Source organism: Massilia sp. 01N410 (genome assembly GCF_056399665.1).
The window spans coordinates 14,676-31,877 of record NZ_JBFTRV010000022.1; the positions used below are offsets into that span (position 1 = coordinate 14,676).

At 67.4% G+C, this 17,202-nt stretch carries 11 protein-coding genes; 7 read left to right on the top strand and 4 right to left on the bottom strand.

All coding sequences use genetic code 11. The annotated features are described in order from the left end of the window. Positions 1-12 precede the first annotated feature (12 nt). The 3 genes from AC1DOP_RS23045 to AC1DOP_RS23055 are packed head-to-tail and all read right to left on the bottom strand — an operon-like array spanning position 13 to position 4,253. Positions 13-2,823 carry a M16 family metallopeptidase gene (locus AC1DOP_RS23045; protein ID WP_477253575.1) on the bottom strand — a complete coding sequence of 937 codons (2,811 nt, stop codon included), beginning with the start codon at positions 2,821-2,823 and terminating at the stop codon, positions 13-15. 19 nt (positions 2,824-2,842) lie between these two features. Then, on the bottom strand, positions 2,843-3,766 hold the full coding sequence (locus tag AC1DOP_RS23050; protein ID WP_477253577.1) for a metallophosphoesterase family protein: 924 nt from the start codon (positions 3,764-3,766) through the stop codon (positions 2,843-2,845). 4 nt (positions 3,767-3,770) lie between these two features. Further along, a complete protein-coding gene (locus AC1DOP_RS23055; protein WP_442124409.1) occupies positions 3,771-4,253 on the bottom strand; it encodes a CinA family protein in 483 nt (160 codons plus the stop codon). Between the two features lie 232 nt (positions 4,254-4,485). On the opposite strand from AC1DOP_RS23055, the gene AC1DOP_RS23060 reads away from it, so the two are divergent. Next, complete coding sequence (locus AC1DOP_RS23060) at positions 4,486-6,492, top strand: sensor histidine kinase, YfiR-like protein-associated (protein ID WP_477253579.1); 2,007 nt, start codon at positions 4,486-4,488, stop codon at positions 6,490-6,492. 10 nt (positions 6,493-6,502) lie between these two features. Next, positions 6,503-9,079 (top strand): EAL domain-containing protein, encoded by a 2,577-nt coding sequence (locus AC1DOP_RS23065; RefSeq protein WP_442124407.1) that lies wholly within the window; start codon positions 6,503-6,505, stop codon positions 9,077-9,079. 30 nt (positions 9,080-9,109) lie between these two features. On the opposite strand, the gene thiL is transcribed toward AC1DOP_RS23065, so the two are convergent. After that, a complete protein-coding gene (thiL, locus tag AC1DOP_RS23070) occupies positions 9,110-10,084 on the bottom strand; it encodes a thiamine-phosphate kinase (RefSeq protein ID WP_477253582.1) in 975 nt (324 codons plus the stop codon). 178 nt (positions 10,085-10,262) lie between these two features. On the opposite strand from thiL, the gene AC1DOP_RS23075 reads away from it, so the two are divergent. From AC1DOP_RS23075 to AC1DOP_RS23095, 5 genes are all read left to right on the top strand, one after another. Then, entirely contained in the window at positions 10,263-12,575 is a 2,313-nt protein-coding gene (locus tag AC1DOP_RS23075; RefSeq protein ID WP_442124405.1) for an NADP-dependent malic enzyme, read from the top strand. Positions 12,576-12,917: 342 nt separating this feature from the next. Further along, positions 12,918-13,961 carry a GDP-mannose 4,6-dehydratase gene (gmd, locus tag AC1DOP_RS23080; RefSeq protein WP_477253584.1) on the top strand — a complete coding sequence of 348 codons (1,044 nt, stop codon included), beginning with the start codon at positions 12,918-12,920 and terminating at the stop codon, positions 13,959-13,961. 1 nt (position 13,962) lies between these two features. Beyond that, entirely contained in the window at positions 13,963-14,904 is a 942-nt protein-coding gene (locus AC1DOP_RS23085) for a GDP-mannose 4,6-dehydratase (protein WP_442124403.1), read from the top strand. Next, positions 14,901-16,019: a glycosyltransferase family 4 protein gene (locus AC1DOP_RS23090; RefSeq protein WP_477253586.1), complete on the top strand. Its 1,119-nt coding sequence runs from the start codon at positions 14,901-14,903 to the stop codon at positions 16,017-16,019. The genes AC1DOP_RS23085 and AC1DOP_RS23090 overlap by 4 nt, the downstream gene beginning before the upstream one ends. Before the next feature lie 26 nt (positions 16,020-16,045). Continuing rightward, on the top strand, positions 16,046-17,197 hold the full coding sequence (locus AC1DOP_RS23095) for a glycosyltransferase family 4 protein (RefSeq protein WP_442124401.1): 1,152 nt from the start codon (positions 16,046-16,048) through the stop codon (positions 17,195-17,197). Positions 17,198-17,202: the final 5 nt, after the last annotated feature.

Below are 17,202 nucleotides of genomic sequence, written 5' to 3' on the forward strand. Positions count from 1 at the left end.
AGGCGGGGCGCCTCAGGGCAGCTGCCCATCGGCGTCCCGCAACTCCGGCTGCCCCAGCCCCAGGTCCTTCAGCTGCGGCAGCACCTTCGCTTTATCGCCGACCGCGATCACCTTCATCTGCTCCGGCGCCAGATATTTGCCGGCGGCCGCCTGCACCTGGGGCGCGGTGACGCGGCGGAACTGCTCGGGCAGGGTCTGCCAGTAATCCTGCGGCAGGTCGAAGATCCAGGTCTCGGCGAGGCTGGCGCCGATCGCGCTGTTGGTCTCGAACTGGCCCGGCAGCGAATACACCTGCGAGTCGCGCGCGCCCGCCAGTTCAGCCGGCGGCAGGGCCATGGCGCGGATCGCGCGCACTTCCTTGAAGATCTCGGAAATCGAGGCGCCGGTGGCGTCGGTGCGCACGCTGCCGGCGATGATGAAGGGGCCCTGCGTGCGGTCGTAGCGGAAGTTCGAGAACACGCCGTAGCTGTAGCCCTTGTCTTCGCGCAGGTTGAGGTTGATGCGGCTCGAGAAGAGGCCGCCGAGCGCCGCGTTCATCACCTGCAGGGTCGGATAATCGGGCGTCTTGCGGTTCGTGGCCAGCTGGGTCAGGCGCAGCGCGGTCTGCGGGGCGCCCGGTTTGTCGACCATCACCAGGCGGGCACGCGTGCCTTCCGGATCGCCCATCCGCACCGGCGACGGCAGCACGCGCGGCCAGCCGCCGAAGCGCGCGGTCGCCAGGGCGCGCAGGTCGTCCAGGGTGATGTCGCCGGAGACGATCAGGGCCGCGTTGGCGGGCACGTAGTGGCGGCGCCAGAACTGGAACAGGTCGTCGCGGGTGACGGCGCGGATTGCCTGCTCGGTGCCGAGCTGGCCGTAGCCGTAGGGGTGTTTGGCGCCGTACAGCGCGCCGGCACTGGCCACGGCCGCCACCGCCTCCGGGTTGTCGCGCTGCTGGGTCAGCGCGCCGATGCGGGCGGCGCGCTGGCGCTCGACTTCGGCGGTGGGGAAGGCCGGATGCTGGACCACGTCGGCCAATACCTCCAGCGCCTGCGGAAAGGTCGAGCGCAGCGACAGCAGCGAGACCGTGGACGAATCCGTGCTGCTGGCGCTGCCGAGGAAGGCGCCCAGTTGGGCGATCTCGTCGGCGATGCGCGGCGCGCTGCGGGTGGCCGTCCCTTCCTGCAGCATCTGGGCGGTGAAGCCGGACAGGCCGGGCTCGTGGTCCGGATTGGCGTCGGAGCCGCTCTTGACCACCAGCTCGGCCGCCACCAGCGGCAGCGCCGGATTGTAGTGGTGGATCACGCGCAGGCCGTTCGGCAGCTGGAAGCCATCGCCGCGCGGCAGCGTGAACTTCGGCGCCGGCCCCGGCTTCGGCGGCTGGCGGCGCCAGGCTTCGTCGCGGTTGATGCCGGTCGCGGCGACCGTCTTCGCTCCCGCTTTCGCCGGCTGTGCGGCCGGATCCGGTCCCAGTTCCGGCTTGCCCGGCACGGCCGCCGCCACCACCCGCGCATTCGGCTGCAGCCAGCTGCGCGCCACCCGCTGCACGTCGGCGGCGCTGACGCGGCGCAGGCGCGCGATGTCCTTCGGCAGGTAGCCCGGATCGCCGGTGTACTGGTTGTACTGGTTGACCTGGTTCGCCAGGCCGGCGCCGCCCAGCTTCTCGATCGAGGTCAGCATTGCCGTCTCGATCGTGTTGCGGGCCCGTTCGACTTCCTGGTCGGAAGGACCGTCGTCGCGCAGCGCTTTTAATTCGGCGTCGATCGCCGTTTCCAGGGCGGCGGCCTCAATGCCGGGCCGGGCGGTGACGTCGATCACGAAGGTCGAGGCGAGGGCGTTCGAATTCTGCGCGGCGGACGTGTCCTGGGCGATCTGGCGTTCGTAGACCAGCGATTTGTACAGCCGACCGGCCTTGCCGCCGGCCAGGATCTGGGCCGTGACGGCCAGCTCGGCGTCTCCCGGCTGGTAGGCGGGCGGCGTCAGCCAGGCCATGTAGACGCGCGACAGTTCGATCCGGTCGGCCACGGTCAGGCGGCGCTCGCGCGTGATCGGCGGCGTTGCCACGTCCGGTCTCGCCACCGGCGCGCTGCGTTTGAAGGTCCCGAAATATTTCGTCACCAGGGCGCGCGTCTTCGCCTTGTCGATGTCGCCGGCGATCACGATGCTGGCGTTGTTCGGGCCGTAGTAGCGGGTGAAGAAGTCGCGCACGTCGGCCAGCCTGGCGTTCTGGATGTCGGCGTGGGAGCCGATCACCGAGGCATAGTAGGGGTGGTTCTTCGGGAACAGCGCGTGGTTCAGCGCTTCCTCGACGATGCCGTAGGGGCGGTTCTCGACGCTCTGGCGGCGCTCGTTGCGCACCACGTCCTGCTGGTTCGACAGCGCGGCCTGGTCGAGCACGTCGAGCAGGTAGCCCATGCGGTCGGCATGCACCCACAGCGCCAGCTCCAGCTGATTCGAGGGCACGGTGTCGTAGTAATTGGTGCGGTCGTAATCCGTGCTGCCGTTGCTGTCGGTGGCGCCGGCGGCTTCCAGCAGGCGGTCCGCTTCTCCGCGCGGGATGTGCCGGGTGGCGGCGAACATCATGTGCTCGAACAGGTGGGCGAAGCCGGTCAGCCCCGGCGCCTCGTTGGCCGGCCCCACGTGGTACCAGATGTTCACGGCGACGATGGGCAGGCGGTGGTCCTCGATCAGGATCAGCTCCAGGCCGTTCGGCAGCGTGGTTTTCTCGTACGCGATCTGCGGCAGGGCGGTGGCCGGCGGCGGATTCTGGGCGGCCGCCGGCGCAACGGCGATGGCCAGCACCGTGGCCAGGGGCAGCAGGAGCGACGGCAGGCGCATGTTCATGAAACCTCCGTGGGGGCAATCAGTGGCAGGCATCGCTGCCGCGGTCGGGCTCGGGCAGGCCCAGCGTGGTGAGGCGGTCCGACTCCAGGAATTCCCATTCGTAGCGGCCGTCCAGCAGGCGCAGGCGCAGCACGCCGGTGCGGCCGCTGTCGCGCATCTCGCTGTTATCGACCGTGAGCAGGAACGGCGTCGGGTAAGCGCCGCCGGTGCCGACCACGAACTGGCGCATGCCGTGGGCGCGGTCGAGGCGGCCGTCGGCGTCCTGGGGCGCGAAGCGTTCGTAGTCGTGGTCATGGCCGGACAGCACCAGCTCGGCGCCGGCTTCCTGCAGCAGGCGCCATGCGTCGCGCATCTTCGGGATGCTGCCGTGGCCGCCCGAGCTGTACAGCGGATGGTGCCAGAAGGCCAGCGTGCACCGGGCCGGATGGGCGGCCAGGTCGGCGCGCAGCCACTCCAGTTGGGCGGCATGCTCGGCCGGGGCCAGGTTGCTGTCCAGCGAAACGATATGCCAGCTGCCCAGCGCCAGGCTGTAGTAGCCGCGTCCGGCGCGCTCGCCGAAGTAGGCGAAGTAGGGCGCGGCCTTCGGCGTGTAGTACTCGTGATTGCCGGGCGCCGGCCAGGTGCGGTTCTTGAATGCGCCCCAGGTCGGGTCGTAGCAGTCGGTGAATTCCCCGGCGCGGCCGTAGGGATAGGTATGGTCGCCCAGGGTCAGCACCACGGCCTCGGGGTCGGCGGCGAGGCCGGCGGCGACGGTGCGGGCGGTATCGGCCGCGCGCGAATATGCGGGGTCGGGGTAGGGACAGCGGGCGATGTCGCCGGCCGCATACACGGTGACGTCGGTGCCGGTGCCGGCGCCGTTGCTGGTAGCAGTGCCGGCAGACGCGGAAGCGGCCAGCAGCAGGCTGCCGGCCGCCAGGCCTAGTCGCAGGGCGAGGGCCGGCATCTCCTTATTCGAGGAAGCGCAGCAGCCCGGCCAGGGCGTGCGCCACCGTCTGTTCGCGCACCGCGCGGCGGTCGCCCGAGAACACCAGGCGCTCGGTGTAGGTGGTGCCGCCCTTCGACCAGCCGAAGCAGACGGTGCCGACCGGCTTGCCCGGCACCGCGCCGGTCGGGCCGGCGATGCCGGTGGTGGACACGGCCACGTCCGCATTGCTGTTGGCCACCGCGCCTTCGGCCATGGCGCCGGCCACCTCCACGCTGACGGACCCGAACTGGGCGATCAGCGCGGCCGGCACGTCCAGCATCTCGGTCTTGGACGCGTTCGAATAGGTGACGAAGCCGCACTCGAACCAGCCGGTCGAGCCGGGGATCTCGGTGATCGCCTGGGACACGCCGCCCCCGGTGCAGGACTCGGCGGTGGCCAGCAGCAGGTTCTTCGTTTCGAGCAGTTTGCCGACCCTGGCCGCAAGTTCAAGAATATCGTTCTGCATATCGTCTCCCGTATCCATTGGCGTTTACTTTTGAAGTGCGCCGGACCATTCTAGCGCGCATCGGTCCGGTGCGCGCTAAAACGTTAACGGAAAAATATTTGCTGTCGTTCCGTGCGACATCATCTTTGGGGCTGCTGCTATCCTGCACGCCTGCCGGGCTCGTCCCGGTAGCGCTCACTTCTTGATGTAGGACTGACATGCCGTTCGAACGTTCGCGCATGGCCGAGGCGGCATGATCGGCCAGCGCTCGATCCGTACCAAGCTGGTTACCATCGTGATGTCGACCACGCTGGCGGCGCTGGCGGTATCGGTCGGCACGGTGGTCGCCTATGACCTCCGCGGCTACCAGCACGCGCTGCTGAACGACCTCTCGACCCAGGCCGAACTGGTCGGGCACATGACGTCGGCGGCGCTGGCTTTCGACGATCCGCGCCTGGCCCGCGAGAACCTGGCCCTGCTGCGTTCGCGGCCCTCGGTGCGCGCGGCCGCCATCTACGACCAGAGCGGGGCGCTGTTCGCGTCCTACCTGGCGCCGGGCGAGAGCGGAACCTTCCCGCCGCATCCGCGCAGGACCGGGAAAAAAATCAAACCGTATACCAGGGACGGCGACGACCTGGTGCTGTACAAACCCATCGTCGAGAACGGCGAGACGCTGGGTACGGTCTACCTGCGCTCCGCCAACCAGCTGATGGGCCGGGTACGCGACTATCTGCTGATCTGTATCGCCACCACCCTGCTGGCGTTGCTGACAACCTGGCTGCTGGTGCGCCGGCTCGGCCACACGATCACGACCCCGATCGACGCCATCACCACCATCGCGCGCGAGGTGGTGGAAAAGCGCGACTATTCGCGCCGCGCGCCGCGTATCAGCGAGGACGAGGCGGCCGCCCTGGTCGATTCCTTCAATGCGATGCTGACCGAGATCGAGCAGCGCACCCTGGCCCTGGAAGGCTCGAAGCAGGAAGTGATGCGCCTGAACGAGAGACTGGAGCAGCGCGTGCAGGAGCGCACCATGCAGCTGGAGCTGGCCAATTCCGAGCTGGAGCTGGCGATCGAGGAGGCGCGCAACGCCAACCAGGCCAAGTCGGCCTTCCTGTCGTCGATGAGCCACGAGCTGCGCACGCCGCTCAACGCCATCCTCGGCTTCGCCCAGATCCTGGCCGCCGACAATATGCCGACCACGCCCGAGCAGAAGAAGGAATTCTCCGGTCACATCCTGAAGTCGGGCCGCCACCTGCTCACCCTGATCAACGAGATCCTCGACCTGGCCAAGGTCGAGGCGGGCGCGCTGACCCTGTCGATGGAGCCGGTCGGCCTGGCCGAGATCCTGGCCGAGTGCCGCAGCATGATCGAGCCGCTGGCGGCGGCGCGCGGGATCCGCGTGCAGTTCCCTGCGGCCGGCGATCCCGAAAGTGCCGTGGCCCTGGTCCAGGCCGACCGCACCCGCCTCAAGCAGGTGCTGCTGAACCTGCTGTCGAACGCGGTCAAGTACAACCGCGAGGGCGGCACGGTGAGCGTGGCGTGCGCCGCCCACGCACCGGATCGGCTGCGCCTGTCGGTGGTCGATACCGGCATGGGGCTGCGCCCGGAGCAGGTGGCCGCGCTGTTCCAGCCCTTTAACCGCCTCGGCCAGGAGAACGGCACCCAGGAAGGCACCGGCATCGGCCTGGTCTTCACCAAGCGCCTGGTCGAGCTGATGAAGGGCGAGATCGGCGCCGCCAGCACCCCGGGCGTGGGCAGCACCTTCTGGATCGAGCTGTCGGCCGCGGCGCCACTGGCCCAGCTGGCGGCGCCGGCCCAGCAGGAGGCCGGCCAGGCCGCGGTCGCACCGGACAGCGCGGCGCCGCGCCTGATCCTGTATATCGAGGATAATCCCGCCAACCTGCGGCTGGTGCAGGAGATCGTGGCCTTCCGCGCCGACCTGCGCCTCCTGAGCGCACCGGACGGCCATGCCGGTCTGGCGCTGGCGCATACGCACCGCCCGGCGGTCATCCTGATGGACCTGAACCTGCCGGGCATGAGCGGCTTCGAGGTGCTGGCCCAGCTGCGGCGCGATCCGGGCACCGCGCACATCCCGGCCATCGCCCTCACCGCCAACGCCATGCCGCGCGATATCGAGCGCGGCCTGTCGGCGGGTTTCGCCCGCTACCTCACCAAGCCGATCGACATCGAACAGTTGAATGCGGCCATAGACGGCGTGCTTACCCAGCGCGCCCCGGAAGAAAGGACAGCCCCATGAGGTCATCTCCATGATTTCGCCTTCGGATATCCGGCGCGCGAGCATCCTGATCGTCGATGACGAACCGGTCAACGTGCAGCTGCTCGAATTCCTGCTCAAGACCAGCGGCTACGAACAGGTCGCCAGCACCACCGATCCGCGCCAGGTGGCCACGCTGCACCTGCAGCATCGCTTCGACCTGATCATCCTCGACCTGCAGATGCCGCACATGGACGGCTTCCAGGTGATGGAAGCGCTGAAGCCGATGGAGCGCGAATCCTGGCTGCCGGTGCTGGTGGTGACGGCCGAGCCGGACAAGAAGCTGGCCGCGCTCGAGGCCGGGGCGAGAGACTTCATCGGCAAGCCTTTCGACACCGTCGAGGTGCTGACCCGCATCCGCAACCTGCTGGAAGTACGCCTGTTCCACAAGGAGTCGCGCGAGCACGGCGCCCGCCTGGAGCGCAAGGTGAGGGAACGCACCGCCGAGCTGCAGCGCTTCCGCGGCGCGATGGACGCCACCGCCGACGCCATCTTCCTGGTCGACGCCCGCAACATGGCGATGGTCGACGTCAGCGACGGCGCCTGCCGCATGCTGGGCTTTTCGCGCGAGGCGCTGCTGCGCATCGATCCGGTGGCGCTGGGCCTGGCCGAGCGGGCCCAGCTGGAACGCTACTCGGACCCCGGTTCGGCGCCGCGCGAGCACGACATCGTCGAGACCGACCTGCTGCGCGCCGACGGGCAGGGCGCGGTGCCGGTCGAGATCAGCTGGCAGCTGCAGCGGCTGGACGAGATGCGCATGCTGATCGCGGTGGCGCGCGACATCAGCGAACGCCTGCACGCGGCCCAGCGCCTGAAGCACATGTCGAACTACGACAGCCTGACCGGCCTGCCGAACCGCACCCTGTTCTTCCACACTCTGCGCGACGCCATCGAACTGGCCCAGGACAAGAACTGGCGCATCGCGGTGCTGTTCATCACCCTCGACCGCTTCAAGATCATCAACGATTCGCTCGGCCCGGCGCTGGGCGACGAGCTGCTGCGCCAGTTCAGCACCCGCCTGGTGCGCTGCGTGCGCCTGCGCGACACCGTCGGACGCCTGGGCGGCGACGAGTTCGCGCTGATCCTCACCATGACGCGCGAGCAGCAGGAAGAGGAGGCGGTCGCCGTCGCCAACGAGGTGCGCGAAGCGCTGCGCGCGCCGTTCGACCTGAACGGCCAGCAGGCCGCGCTGACGGCCAGCATCGGCATCGCCATGTACCCGGACGACGCCACCGACCCGGGCACCCTGGTCAAGTACGCCGACGTCGCCATGGTGCGCGCCCGTGAAGCGGGACGCGACGGCTACCGCTTCTTCACCTCCGGCATGAACGTGCAGGTGCTGGCGCGCCTGGACCTCGAGCTGGCCTTGCGCGGGGCGATCGACGGCGAGCAGTTCGAACTGCACTACCAGCCCAAGCTCGACCTCAACACCGGAAGGGTCAGCGGGGTCGAGGCGCTGCTGCGCTGGCGCCGTCCCGGCTTCGGCCTGGTCTACCCGGCCGAGTTCGTGCCCATCATGGAAGAGACCGGGATGGTGGTGCGGGTCGGCTCCTGGATCATCGACGAAGCCTGCCGCCAGATCGCCGCCTGGAACCGGCAGGGCGTGCGCGACGTGCGGGTGGCGGTGAACGTGTCGAGCCGCCAGTTCGTCGAGGGCGACCTCGAGGGCGACATCCGCGCGGCGCTCCAGAAGCACAAGGTCGAGCCGGGGCTGCTGGAACTGGAGCTGACCGAGAGCGCGCTGATGAGCAATGCCGAGCACACGATCGAGGTGCTGGAGAGCCTGAAGGCGCTCGGCATCCGCATCGCGATCGACGACTTCGGCACCGGCTATTCGAGCCTGGCCTACCTGAAGCGCTTCCCGATCGACAAGCTGAAGATCGACATCGCCTTCGTGCGCGACATCACGACCAATCCGGACGATGCCGCGATCGCACTGGCCATCATCAGCATGGCGCACAGCCTGCACATGCAGGTGATCGCGGAGGGCGTGGAATCGCGCGCCCAGATGGCGCTGTTGCGGCGTCATTTCTGCGACGAGATCCAGGGCTTCCATTTCTCTCGCGCGCTTGGCGCCGGCGAGCTGGGCAAGTTGGTGCTCGAGAACCGCGCCCAGCCGACCCGCCCGGCGCCGGACGATCGCAACGTCCAGACCCTGCTGGTGGTGGACGACGACGTCAACGTGCTCGCAAGCCTGCACCGCCTGTTCCGGCGCGATAACTACCGGGTGCTGACGGCGGCCACGCCGGCCGAGGGCTTCGAGCTGCTGGCGCTGTACCACGTGCAGGTGATCCTGTGCGACCAGCGCATGCCGGCGATGAGCGGGATCGAATTCCTGAGCAAGGTGAAGGAGATGTATCCGGACACCATCCGCATCATCCTGTCAGGCTATGTCGGCGTGGACACGGTGCTCGATTCGATCAACCGCGGCGCCATCTACCGCTTCTATACCAAGCCCTGGAACGACAACGAGCTGCGCGACAATGTGCGCCTGGCCTTTCGCCAGTACTGGCTGACGCATGGGCCGTATGACGACCGCAAGAAGCCGCGCGACGAGCAGGTGGCCTGAACCGGGTAGGCTGGACTCTCCGAGTCCACCCTACGCGAAGTGGTCCCAGCCGTGCAGATTCAGGGCCAGCGGTGCGCCGCCGCCATCCACCAGGCGCAGTCCAGGCTCGGTCTCGATACGTCCCACGCGCGTGACCGGCGTGCCCGAACGCTGCCCGGCCGCCAGGATCGCATCCCGGTTCGCGGCCGGCGCCGTGAAGCACAGTTCGTAATCGTCTCCGCCCGCCGCCGTGAAGCGCCGCCGCAGGTCGAGCGCCTGGCGCGCCAGCGTCGGTCCGGCCGGCAGCGCGTCGACGTCCAGCAGCGCGCCCACCTCCGAGGCCGCGAGGATGTGGCCGAGGTCGCCGACCAGGCCGTCCGAGATGTCCAGCGCCGCATGCGCCAGCCGCTCGCCGGCCAGCAGCCGGCCGAGGGCCACGCGCGGCGAGGGCGCGTGCAGGCGCGGCGCCGCCTGCCGCCGGTCCGCCTCGTCCAGCGCGAGCTCGTCCAGGGAATCCGCCAGCGCCAGGCGGGCATCGCCCAGGGTACCGGAGATCCAGATGTCGTCGCCGGGACGGGCGGCGTCGCGCCGCAGCGCCGTACCGGGCGCCAGCTCGCCGAAGATCGTGATGCAGATGTTCAGCGGCCCCTTGGTGGTATCGCCGCCGACCAGTTCGCAGCCGTGGGCATCGGCCAGCGCGAACAGGCCGCGCGAAAAGCCGTCCAGCCAGGCGGGATCGGCGGCGGGCAGGGCCAGCGCCAGGGTGAAGCCGAGCGGTGCGGCGCCCATCGCGGCCAGGTCCGACAGGTTTACGGCCAGGGATTTGTGGCCGAGGTCGAAAGCATCGGCGCCGGCCAGGAAGTGCCGGCCCTCGACCAGCATGTCGGACGACACCGCCAGCTGCATGCCGGGCGTGGGCGCCAGCAGGGCGCAGTCGTCGCCGACGCCGAGCACGGTGCGGCCGGAGGCGTCAGGGCGCCCCTTACGGGTGAAATACTGTTTGATGAGGTCGAATTCGGAGAGCATGGGCGGGATTGTAATCCGGCCCGGCAGCCCGGAATACGTCTGCCTGGCATACTGGCGGCCGCTGTATGTACAACTTTTTGGCAAGGCTGTCGGTAGAAATACCTACACGATTAGAGGATTCCCTCTGATAAAATCAAAGTCCCCCAGTCCCAGTACAGTTCAGGAAGGCCTGCAAAGCATGGATTCGTCAATCGACAAAAAAGAAGAATTACGCCAACAACTGCGTGCTGCAGCGCTCGAGTATCACCAGATTCCCCGCCCCGGCAAGATTTCCGTCACCGCCACCAAGCAGCTGCTGAACCAGCGCGACCTGGCGCTGGCCTATTCGCCGGGCGTGGCCGCTCCCTGCGAGGAGATCGTCAAGGATCCGGCCAACTCCTATAAATACACGGCGCGCGGCAACCTGGTCGCCGTGATCTCGAACGGCACCGCCGTCCTCGGCCTGGGCAATATCGGCCCGCTGGCTTCGAAGCCGGTCATGGAAGGCAAGGGCGTGCTGTTCAAGAAGTTCGCCGGCATCGACGTCTTCGACATCGAGATCAACGAGACCGATCCGGACAAGCTGATCGACGTGATCGCCGCACTGGAACCGACTTTCGGCGGCGTGAACCTGGAAGACATCAAGGCGCCGGAGTGCTTCTACATCGAGCGCAAGCTGCGCGAGCGCATGAAGATTCCGGTCTTCCACGACGACCAGCACGGCACCGCGATCATCGTCGGCGCCGCCATCCTGAACGGCCTGAAGGTGGTCGGCAAGGATCTCAAGCAGTGCAAGCTGGTGGTGTCGGGCGCGGGCGCGGCGGCGCTGGCCTGCCTCGACCTGATCGTCGACCTCGGCTTCCCGATCGAGAACATCTTCGTGACCGACCTGGCCGGCGTGGTCTATAAAGGCCGCACCGAACTGATGGACCCGGACAAGGAGCGTTTCGCCCAGGACACGCCGCACCGCAGCCTGGCCGAGGTGATTCCGGACGCCGACATCTTCCTGGGCCTGTCCGCCGGCGGCGTGCTGAAGCCGGAGATGGTGGCGAAGATGGCGCCGAATCCGCTGATCCTGGCGCTGGCCAACCCGAACCCGGAGATCCTGCCGGAAGATGCGAAGGCCGTGCGCAGCGACGTGATCATCGCGACCGGCCGCTCGGACTACCCGAACCAGGTCAACAACGTCCTCTGCTTCCCCTACATGTTCCGCGGCGCCCTGGACTGCGGCGCGAGCACCATCACGCGCGAGATGGAAATCGCGGTGGTGCATGCGATCGCCGAGCTGGCCCATGCCGAGCAGTCGGACATCGTGGCCTCGGCCTATGGCATCGCCAACCTGTCCTTCGGGCCGGAATACCTGATCCCGATGCCCTTCGACCCGCGCCTGCTGACCCATATCGCACCGGCGGTGGCGAAGGCCGCGATGGATGGCGGCGTCGCCACCCGTCCGATCGCCGACCTGGCCGCCTACGCCGAGAGCCTGGAGCAGTTCGTGTACCGCAGCGGTTCCTTCATGAAGCCGCTGTTCCAGGTCGCCAAGAGCGCCCCGGCCGAGCTCAAGCGCATCGTCTACGCCGAAGGCGAGGACGAGCGCGTGCTGCGCGCGGTGCAGGTGGTGGTGGACGAAGGCCTGGCGCGCCCGATCCTGGTCGGCCGCCCGGCCGTGCTGGAACAGCGCATCGAAAAGTTCGGCCTGCGCCTGAAGCCCGGCCAGCACTTCGACGTCATCAACCCGGACTTCGACGAGCGCTACCGCGACTACTGGCAGACCTACCACCAGATGGTGATGCGCAAGGGCGTGACCCAGGACATGGCCAAGCTGGCGATGCGCCGCCGCCATACCCTGATCGGTGCCATGATGGTCCACAAGGGCGATGCCGACGGCATGATCTGCGGCACCTACGGCACCACCCACGCCCACCTGGAATTCATCGACAAGGTGCTGGGCCTGCGCCCGGGCGCCAACGTCTACGCGGCGATGAACTTCGTCATCACCGAGGAACGCCAGCTGGCGATGGTCGACACCCACGTCAACGAGAACCCGACGGCGGAAGAGCTGGCCGAGATCACGATCATGGCGGCCGAGGAGCTGGAGCGTTTCGGCATCACGCCGCGCGCGGCGCTGCTGTCGCACTCGAACTTCGGTACATCGAACAGCGAGTCGGCGCAGAAGATGCGCGCCGCGCTGGCGCTGGTGCAGCAGAAGGCCCCGAACCTGGAAGTCGACGGCGAGATGCACGGCGACGCCGCGCTGGATTCGAAGCTGCGCGCCAAGATCATGCCGCAATCGACGCTGAAGGGCGACGCCAACCTGGTGGTGATGCCGAACATCGACGCCGCCAACATCGCCTACAACCTGCTCAAGACCGCGGCCGGCAACGGCATCGCCGTCGGTCCGGTGCTGCTGGGCTGCGCGCGTCCGGTGCACATCCTGACGCCGTCGGCCACCGTACGCCGGATCGTCAACATGACGGCGTTGTGCGTTGTGGACGCCGTATCCGCACGCTGAGATTTAACATTCTCGGGACAAAAAAGGCCGTTCGCGGCCTTTTTTCATGGGTGTTCCCCTATGGTTGTCGTCCAAATGTAGAAGTTCCGTACATTTGACGAACTTGTAATGAACCTTGAGGCAGACGTAACAATGCGTAATCACGCGACGTGGTTCAACTGTTTCAGGTGATAATAGTCAAGTATATGTTGTGTCTTTGGCACGCTTTCTCCCGTGCAAAGCTGCAAGCATTGGCTCTGTTACAATGCGGGGTTTGTCGGAATTATCTGGTCCGGACTCTCCCAAACGCCAGCCGCCTGCCGCGGTGGCCTCCTCAGACCAGCACCTGGAAATACCTAGAACATGCAAACTACAAAAAGAGCCCTGATTACCGGCATTACGGGCCAGGATGGCGCTTATCTTGCGCAGTTGCTCCTGGAAAAAGGGTACCACGTGACAGGTACTTTCCGCCGATCCAGCTCTGTCAATTTCTGGCGCATCGCCGAACTGGGCGTCGAGAGCCACCCGAACCTGTCGCTGGTCGAGTACGACCTGACCGATCTCTCCTCCAGCATCCGCCTGCTGGAATCGACCCGCCCGGACGAAGTCTACAACCTGGCGGCGCAAAGCTTCGTCGGCGTCTCCTTCGAGCAGCCGGTCACCACCGCCTCGATCACCGGTCTGGGCGCCGTCAACCTGCTGGAAGCAATCCGCATCGTGCATCCGAAAGCGCGCTTCTACCAGGCCTCGACCTCCGAAATGTTCGGCAAGGTGCAGGCCGTGCCGCAGATCGAGAGCACCCCGTTCTACCCGCGCAGCCCGTATGGCGTGGCCAAGCTGTATGCGCACTGGATGACCGTCAACTACCGCGAATCCTACGGCATCTTCGGCAGTTCCGGCATCCTGTTCAACCACGAGTCGCCGCTGCGCGGCCGTGAATTCGTGACCCGCAAGATCACCGACTCGGTGGCCAAGATCGTGCTGAACAAGCTCGACGTGCTCGAACTGGGCAACCTGGACGCCAAGCGCGACTGGGGCTATGCGCGCGAATACGTGGAAGGCATGTGGCGCATGCTGCAGGCCGACCAGCCGGACACCTTTGTGCTGGCCACCAACCGCACCGAGACCGTGCGCGACTTCGTGACCATGGCCTTCCGCGGCGCCGGCATCGACGTCGAATGGAAGGGCCAGGGCGAGGGCGAGACCGGTCATTGCGGCCGTACCGGCAAGCTGCTGGTGCGCGTGTCGCCCAAGTTCTACCGCCCGGCCGAGGTCGACCTGCTGATCGGCGATCCGGGCAAGGCCGAGCGCGAACTCGGCTGGAAGGCGCACACCACGCTGGAACAGCTGTGCCAGATGATGGTCGACGCCGACCTGCGCCGCAACGAACTGGGTTTCTCGTTCTGACATGAACCGCATGGTCACGGACGAGATCGCCGGCATGGTCGAAGGGCGCGAAGGCGAGGGCAAGCGCGCCCTGATCACCGGGCTGCGCGGTTTCACCGGTTATTACATGGCGCGCGAACTGAGCGCCGCCGGCTACCACGTCCACGGCACCGTGCTGCCGGGCGAGCCGACCGGCCCGGACATTTTCGCCGTCGACCTGCTCGACCGCGCCTCGGTTGCCGCGGCCGTCGAACAGGTGCGGCCGGACGTGGTCGTGCACCTGGCCGCCATCGCCTTCGTGGCCCATAACGATGCCGACCAGATGTACCGCGTCAACGTGGTCGGCACCCGCAACCTGCTGGAAGCGCTGGCGGCCGGCGCGCACAAGCCGTCCAGCGTATTGCTGGCTTCTTCCGCCAATATCTACGGCAACGCCGACGTGGCCGTCATCGACGAAAGCGTGGCGCCGAATCCGGCCAACGACTACGCGGTCAGCAAGCTGGCAATGGAAACCATGGCGCGCCTGTGGATGGACAAGCTGCCGATCACGATCGCGCGTCCGTTCAACTATACCGGCGTCGGCCAGACCGAGAATTTCCTGCTGCCGAAGATCGTCTCCCACTTCCGCAAGGAAGCGCGCCGCATCGAGCTGGGCAACCTGGCGATCGCGCGCGACTTTTCCGACGTGCGCATGGTGGCCAGGAGCTACCGCCGGCTGCTGGCGGCGGCGCCCGCCGGCGAAGCCTTCAACGTCTGCTCGGGCCAGCCGCATTCGCTGGAAAGCCTGATCGACATGATGAGCGAGATCGCCGGCTACCGCATCGAAGTGCACGTCAATCCCGCCTTCGTGCGCGCCAACGAGGTGCTGACGCTCACCGGCAGCAACGCCAAGCTGGCAGGCGTCATCGGCAAGGTCGAGCCGACCCCGCTGCTTGACACGCTGCGCTGGATGTACACGGCGTGAGTGGAGTGAGAGTCGGCCTGGGAACGACCATGATCGAACCGGGCTTCACTGGCGGGCGGCTGGACGGCATCGGGGTGTACACCCGGGCCCTGCTGCGCCACCTGCCGGCTGCCGGCTGCGAGGTGTTGCCGTTCTCCTGGCCGGAAGGGAAGATCCCGCCCAGCGAGGGCCGGGCGCTGCCGCAATCCTTCGGGCGCGCCACCCTGATCGACCTGCTGACGCCGAGCGCGCACCGCATCCACATGCCGGCCGACGTCTTCCACGCGACCGACTACCGCGTGGCGCGGATGGATTGCCCGGTGGTGGCGACCCTGCACGACGCACTGCCGATCAAGCATCCCGAATGGTGCAATCCGCGCCTGCGCGGAATGAAGAACTGGCTGCAGCGCAAGGCGGCGCAGAAGGCCGACCACGTGATCGCCGTGTCGCAGTATGCGGTCGAGGAACTGGTCGACTGCTTCGGCGTCGACGAACGCCGTATCTCGGTGGTGCCGAACGGCGTCGACGAGGAATGGCTGGAACCGCCGGCGCCGGGCGAAGTGGCGGCCACGCTGCAGGCCTGCGGACTGCGGCCCGGCTACTTCCTGTTCGTCGGCACGCTGCAGCCGCGCAAGAACGTCGAGCGCCTGCTGGAAGCCTGGCTCGCGCTGCCGCGGGCGGTGCGCGACGAGCGCCAGCTGGTCATCGTCGGCAATGCCGGCGCCCGTTCGGAAGAGCTGCTGCGCCGGATCGCCGCCAAGGTGGCGGACGGCGCCGGCGTGATCTGGCTGAACCGCCTGACGGACGACGCCCAGCTGCGCCACGTGTATGCCGGCGCCGGCGTGTTCGTGTTTCCCTCGCTGTACGAAGGCTTCGGGATTCCCGTGCTCGAAGCCTTCGCATCGGGTGTGCCGGTGGTGACCTCGAACGTGACCTCGCTGCCCGAGGTGTCGGCCGGGGCGGCGCTCGAAGTCGATCCGCTCGACGTCAAGGCGATCGGCGAGGCCATGCTGGCCCTGGTGCGCGAGCCCTCGCTGCGGGCGCGCTGCATCACCGCCGGGCGCGCCCGCGCGGCCCAGCTGACCTGGCGTGCGACGGCGCGCCAGACCGCCGCCGTCTACCGTTCACTTATCTAAAGATTCAGTGCTCTAGCAATTTAGCCATGCGTATCCTTCACTTCTACAAGACCTACTATCCCGATTCGGTGGGCGGGATCGAACAGGTCATCCGCCAGATGTGCGTCGGAACCGGGCGGCTGGGGGTGACCAACCAGGTGCTGTCGCTGTCGCGCGAGACCGACCTCCGGCCTTTCGAGTTCGAAGGGCATATGGTGCACCGGGTGCCGCAGAACTTCGAGCTGGCATCGAACGGGGTGTCGCTGCAGGCGATTTCCGAGCTGGCGCGCATGGCGCTTGATGCCGACGTCGTGCACTACCATTTCCCCTGGCCCTTCATGGACCTGGCCCACTTCCTGGCGCGCGTGAACAAGCCCAGCGTGGTGACCTACCATTCCGACATCGTGCGCCAGAAGGCCCTGCTGCGCTTTTACCAGCCGCTGCAGAACCGTTTCCTGCAGAGCGTCGACGCGATCGTGGCGACGTCGCCCAACTACCTGGGTTCGTCCACGGTGCTGGACCGCTACCGCGACAAGACCCGCGTGATCACCTTCGGCCTCGACAAGTCCAGCTATCCGGAGCCGGATGAGGCGCTGCTGGACCACTGGCGAGCCAAGGTCGGCCCGAAATTCTTCCTGTTCGTCGGCGTGCTGCGCTACTACAAGGGGCTGCACATCCTGCTGGATGCGGTGGCGGGTACCGATTACCCGGTGGTGATCGTCGGCGCCGGCCCGATCGAGCAGGAGCTGAAGGCCCACGCCGAGCGCCTGGGCCTGAAGAACGTGATGTTCGTCGGTAAGCTGGACGACATGGACAAGGTTGCCCTGCTCAAGCTGTGCTATGCGGTGTCCTTCCCCTCGCACCTGCGCTCGGAAGCCTTCGGCATCTCGCTGCTCGAAGGCGCGATGTTCGGCAAGCCGATGATCTCGAGCGAGATCGGCACCGGCACCACCTACATCAACATCCACCAGCAGACCGGCCTGGTGGTGCCGCCCTCCGACCACGAAGCCCTGCGCGAAGCGATGCGCACCCTGTGGGACGATCCGCAACTGGCCAGCGAGATGGGACGCCGCGCCGAGGCGCGCTACTGGCAGCTGTTCACCGCCGAGCAGATGGCGGACGGGTATGTGAGCCTGTACCAGGAACTGGTGGCGCGGCGGGAGCAGGTGGGGTTGAGGCCGGCGACGCGGCTGGGGTGACGTTC

What these genes read in the sequence shown, in the direction of transcription:
- AC1DOP_RS23085 (WP_442124403.1), top strand. Translation starts at nt 13,963, where the DNA reads ATGAACCGCATGGTCACGGACGAGATCGCCGGCATGGTCGAAGGGCGC.
- AC1DOP_RS23045 (WP_477253575.1), bottom strand. Translation starts at nt 2,823, where the DNA reads ATGAACATGCGCCTGCCGTCGCTCCTGCTGCCCCTGGCCACGGTGCTG.
- AC1DOP_RS23060 (WP_477253579.1), top strand. Translation starts at nt 4,486, where the DNA reads ATGATCGGCCAGCGCTCGATCCGTACCAAGCTGGTTACCATCGTGATG.
- AC1DOP_RS23050 (WP_477253577.1), bottom strand. Translation starts at nt 3,766, where the DNA reads ATGCCGGCCCTCGCCCTGCGACTAGGCCTGGCGGCCGGCAGCCTGCTG.
- AC1DOP_RS23095 (WP_442124401.1), top strand. Translation starts at nt 16,046, where the DNA reads ATGCGTATCCTTCACTTCTACAAGACCTACTATCCCGATTCGGTGGGC.
- thiL (WP_477253582.1), bottom strand. Translation starts at nt 10,084, where the DNA reads ATGCTCTCCGAATTCGACCTCATCAAACAGTATTTCACCCGTAAGGGG.
- gmd (WP_477253584.1), top strand. Translation starts at nt 12,918, where the DNA reads ATGCAAACTACAAAAAGAGCCCTGATTACCGGCATTACGGGCCAGGAT.
- AC1DOP_RS23055 (WP_442124409.1), bottom strand. Translation starts at nt 4,253, where the DNA reads ATGCAGAACGATATTCTTGAACTTGCGGCCAGGGTCGGCAAACTGCTC.
- AC1DOP_RS23075 (WP_442124405.1), top strand. Translation starts at nt 10,263, where the DNA reads ATGGATTCGTCAATCGACAAAAAAGAAGAATTACGCCAACAACTGCGT.
- AC1DOP_RS23065 (WP_442124407.1), top strand. Translation starts at nt 6,503, where the DNA reads ATGATTTCGCCTTCGGATATCCGGCGCGCGAGCATCCTGATCGTCGAT.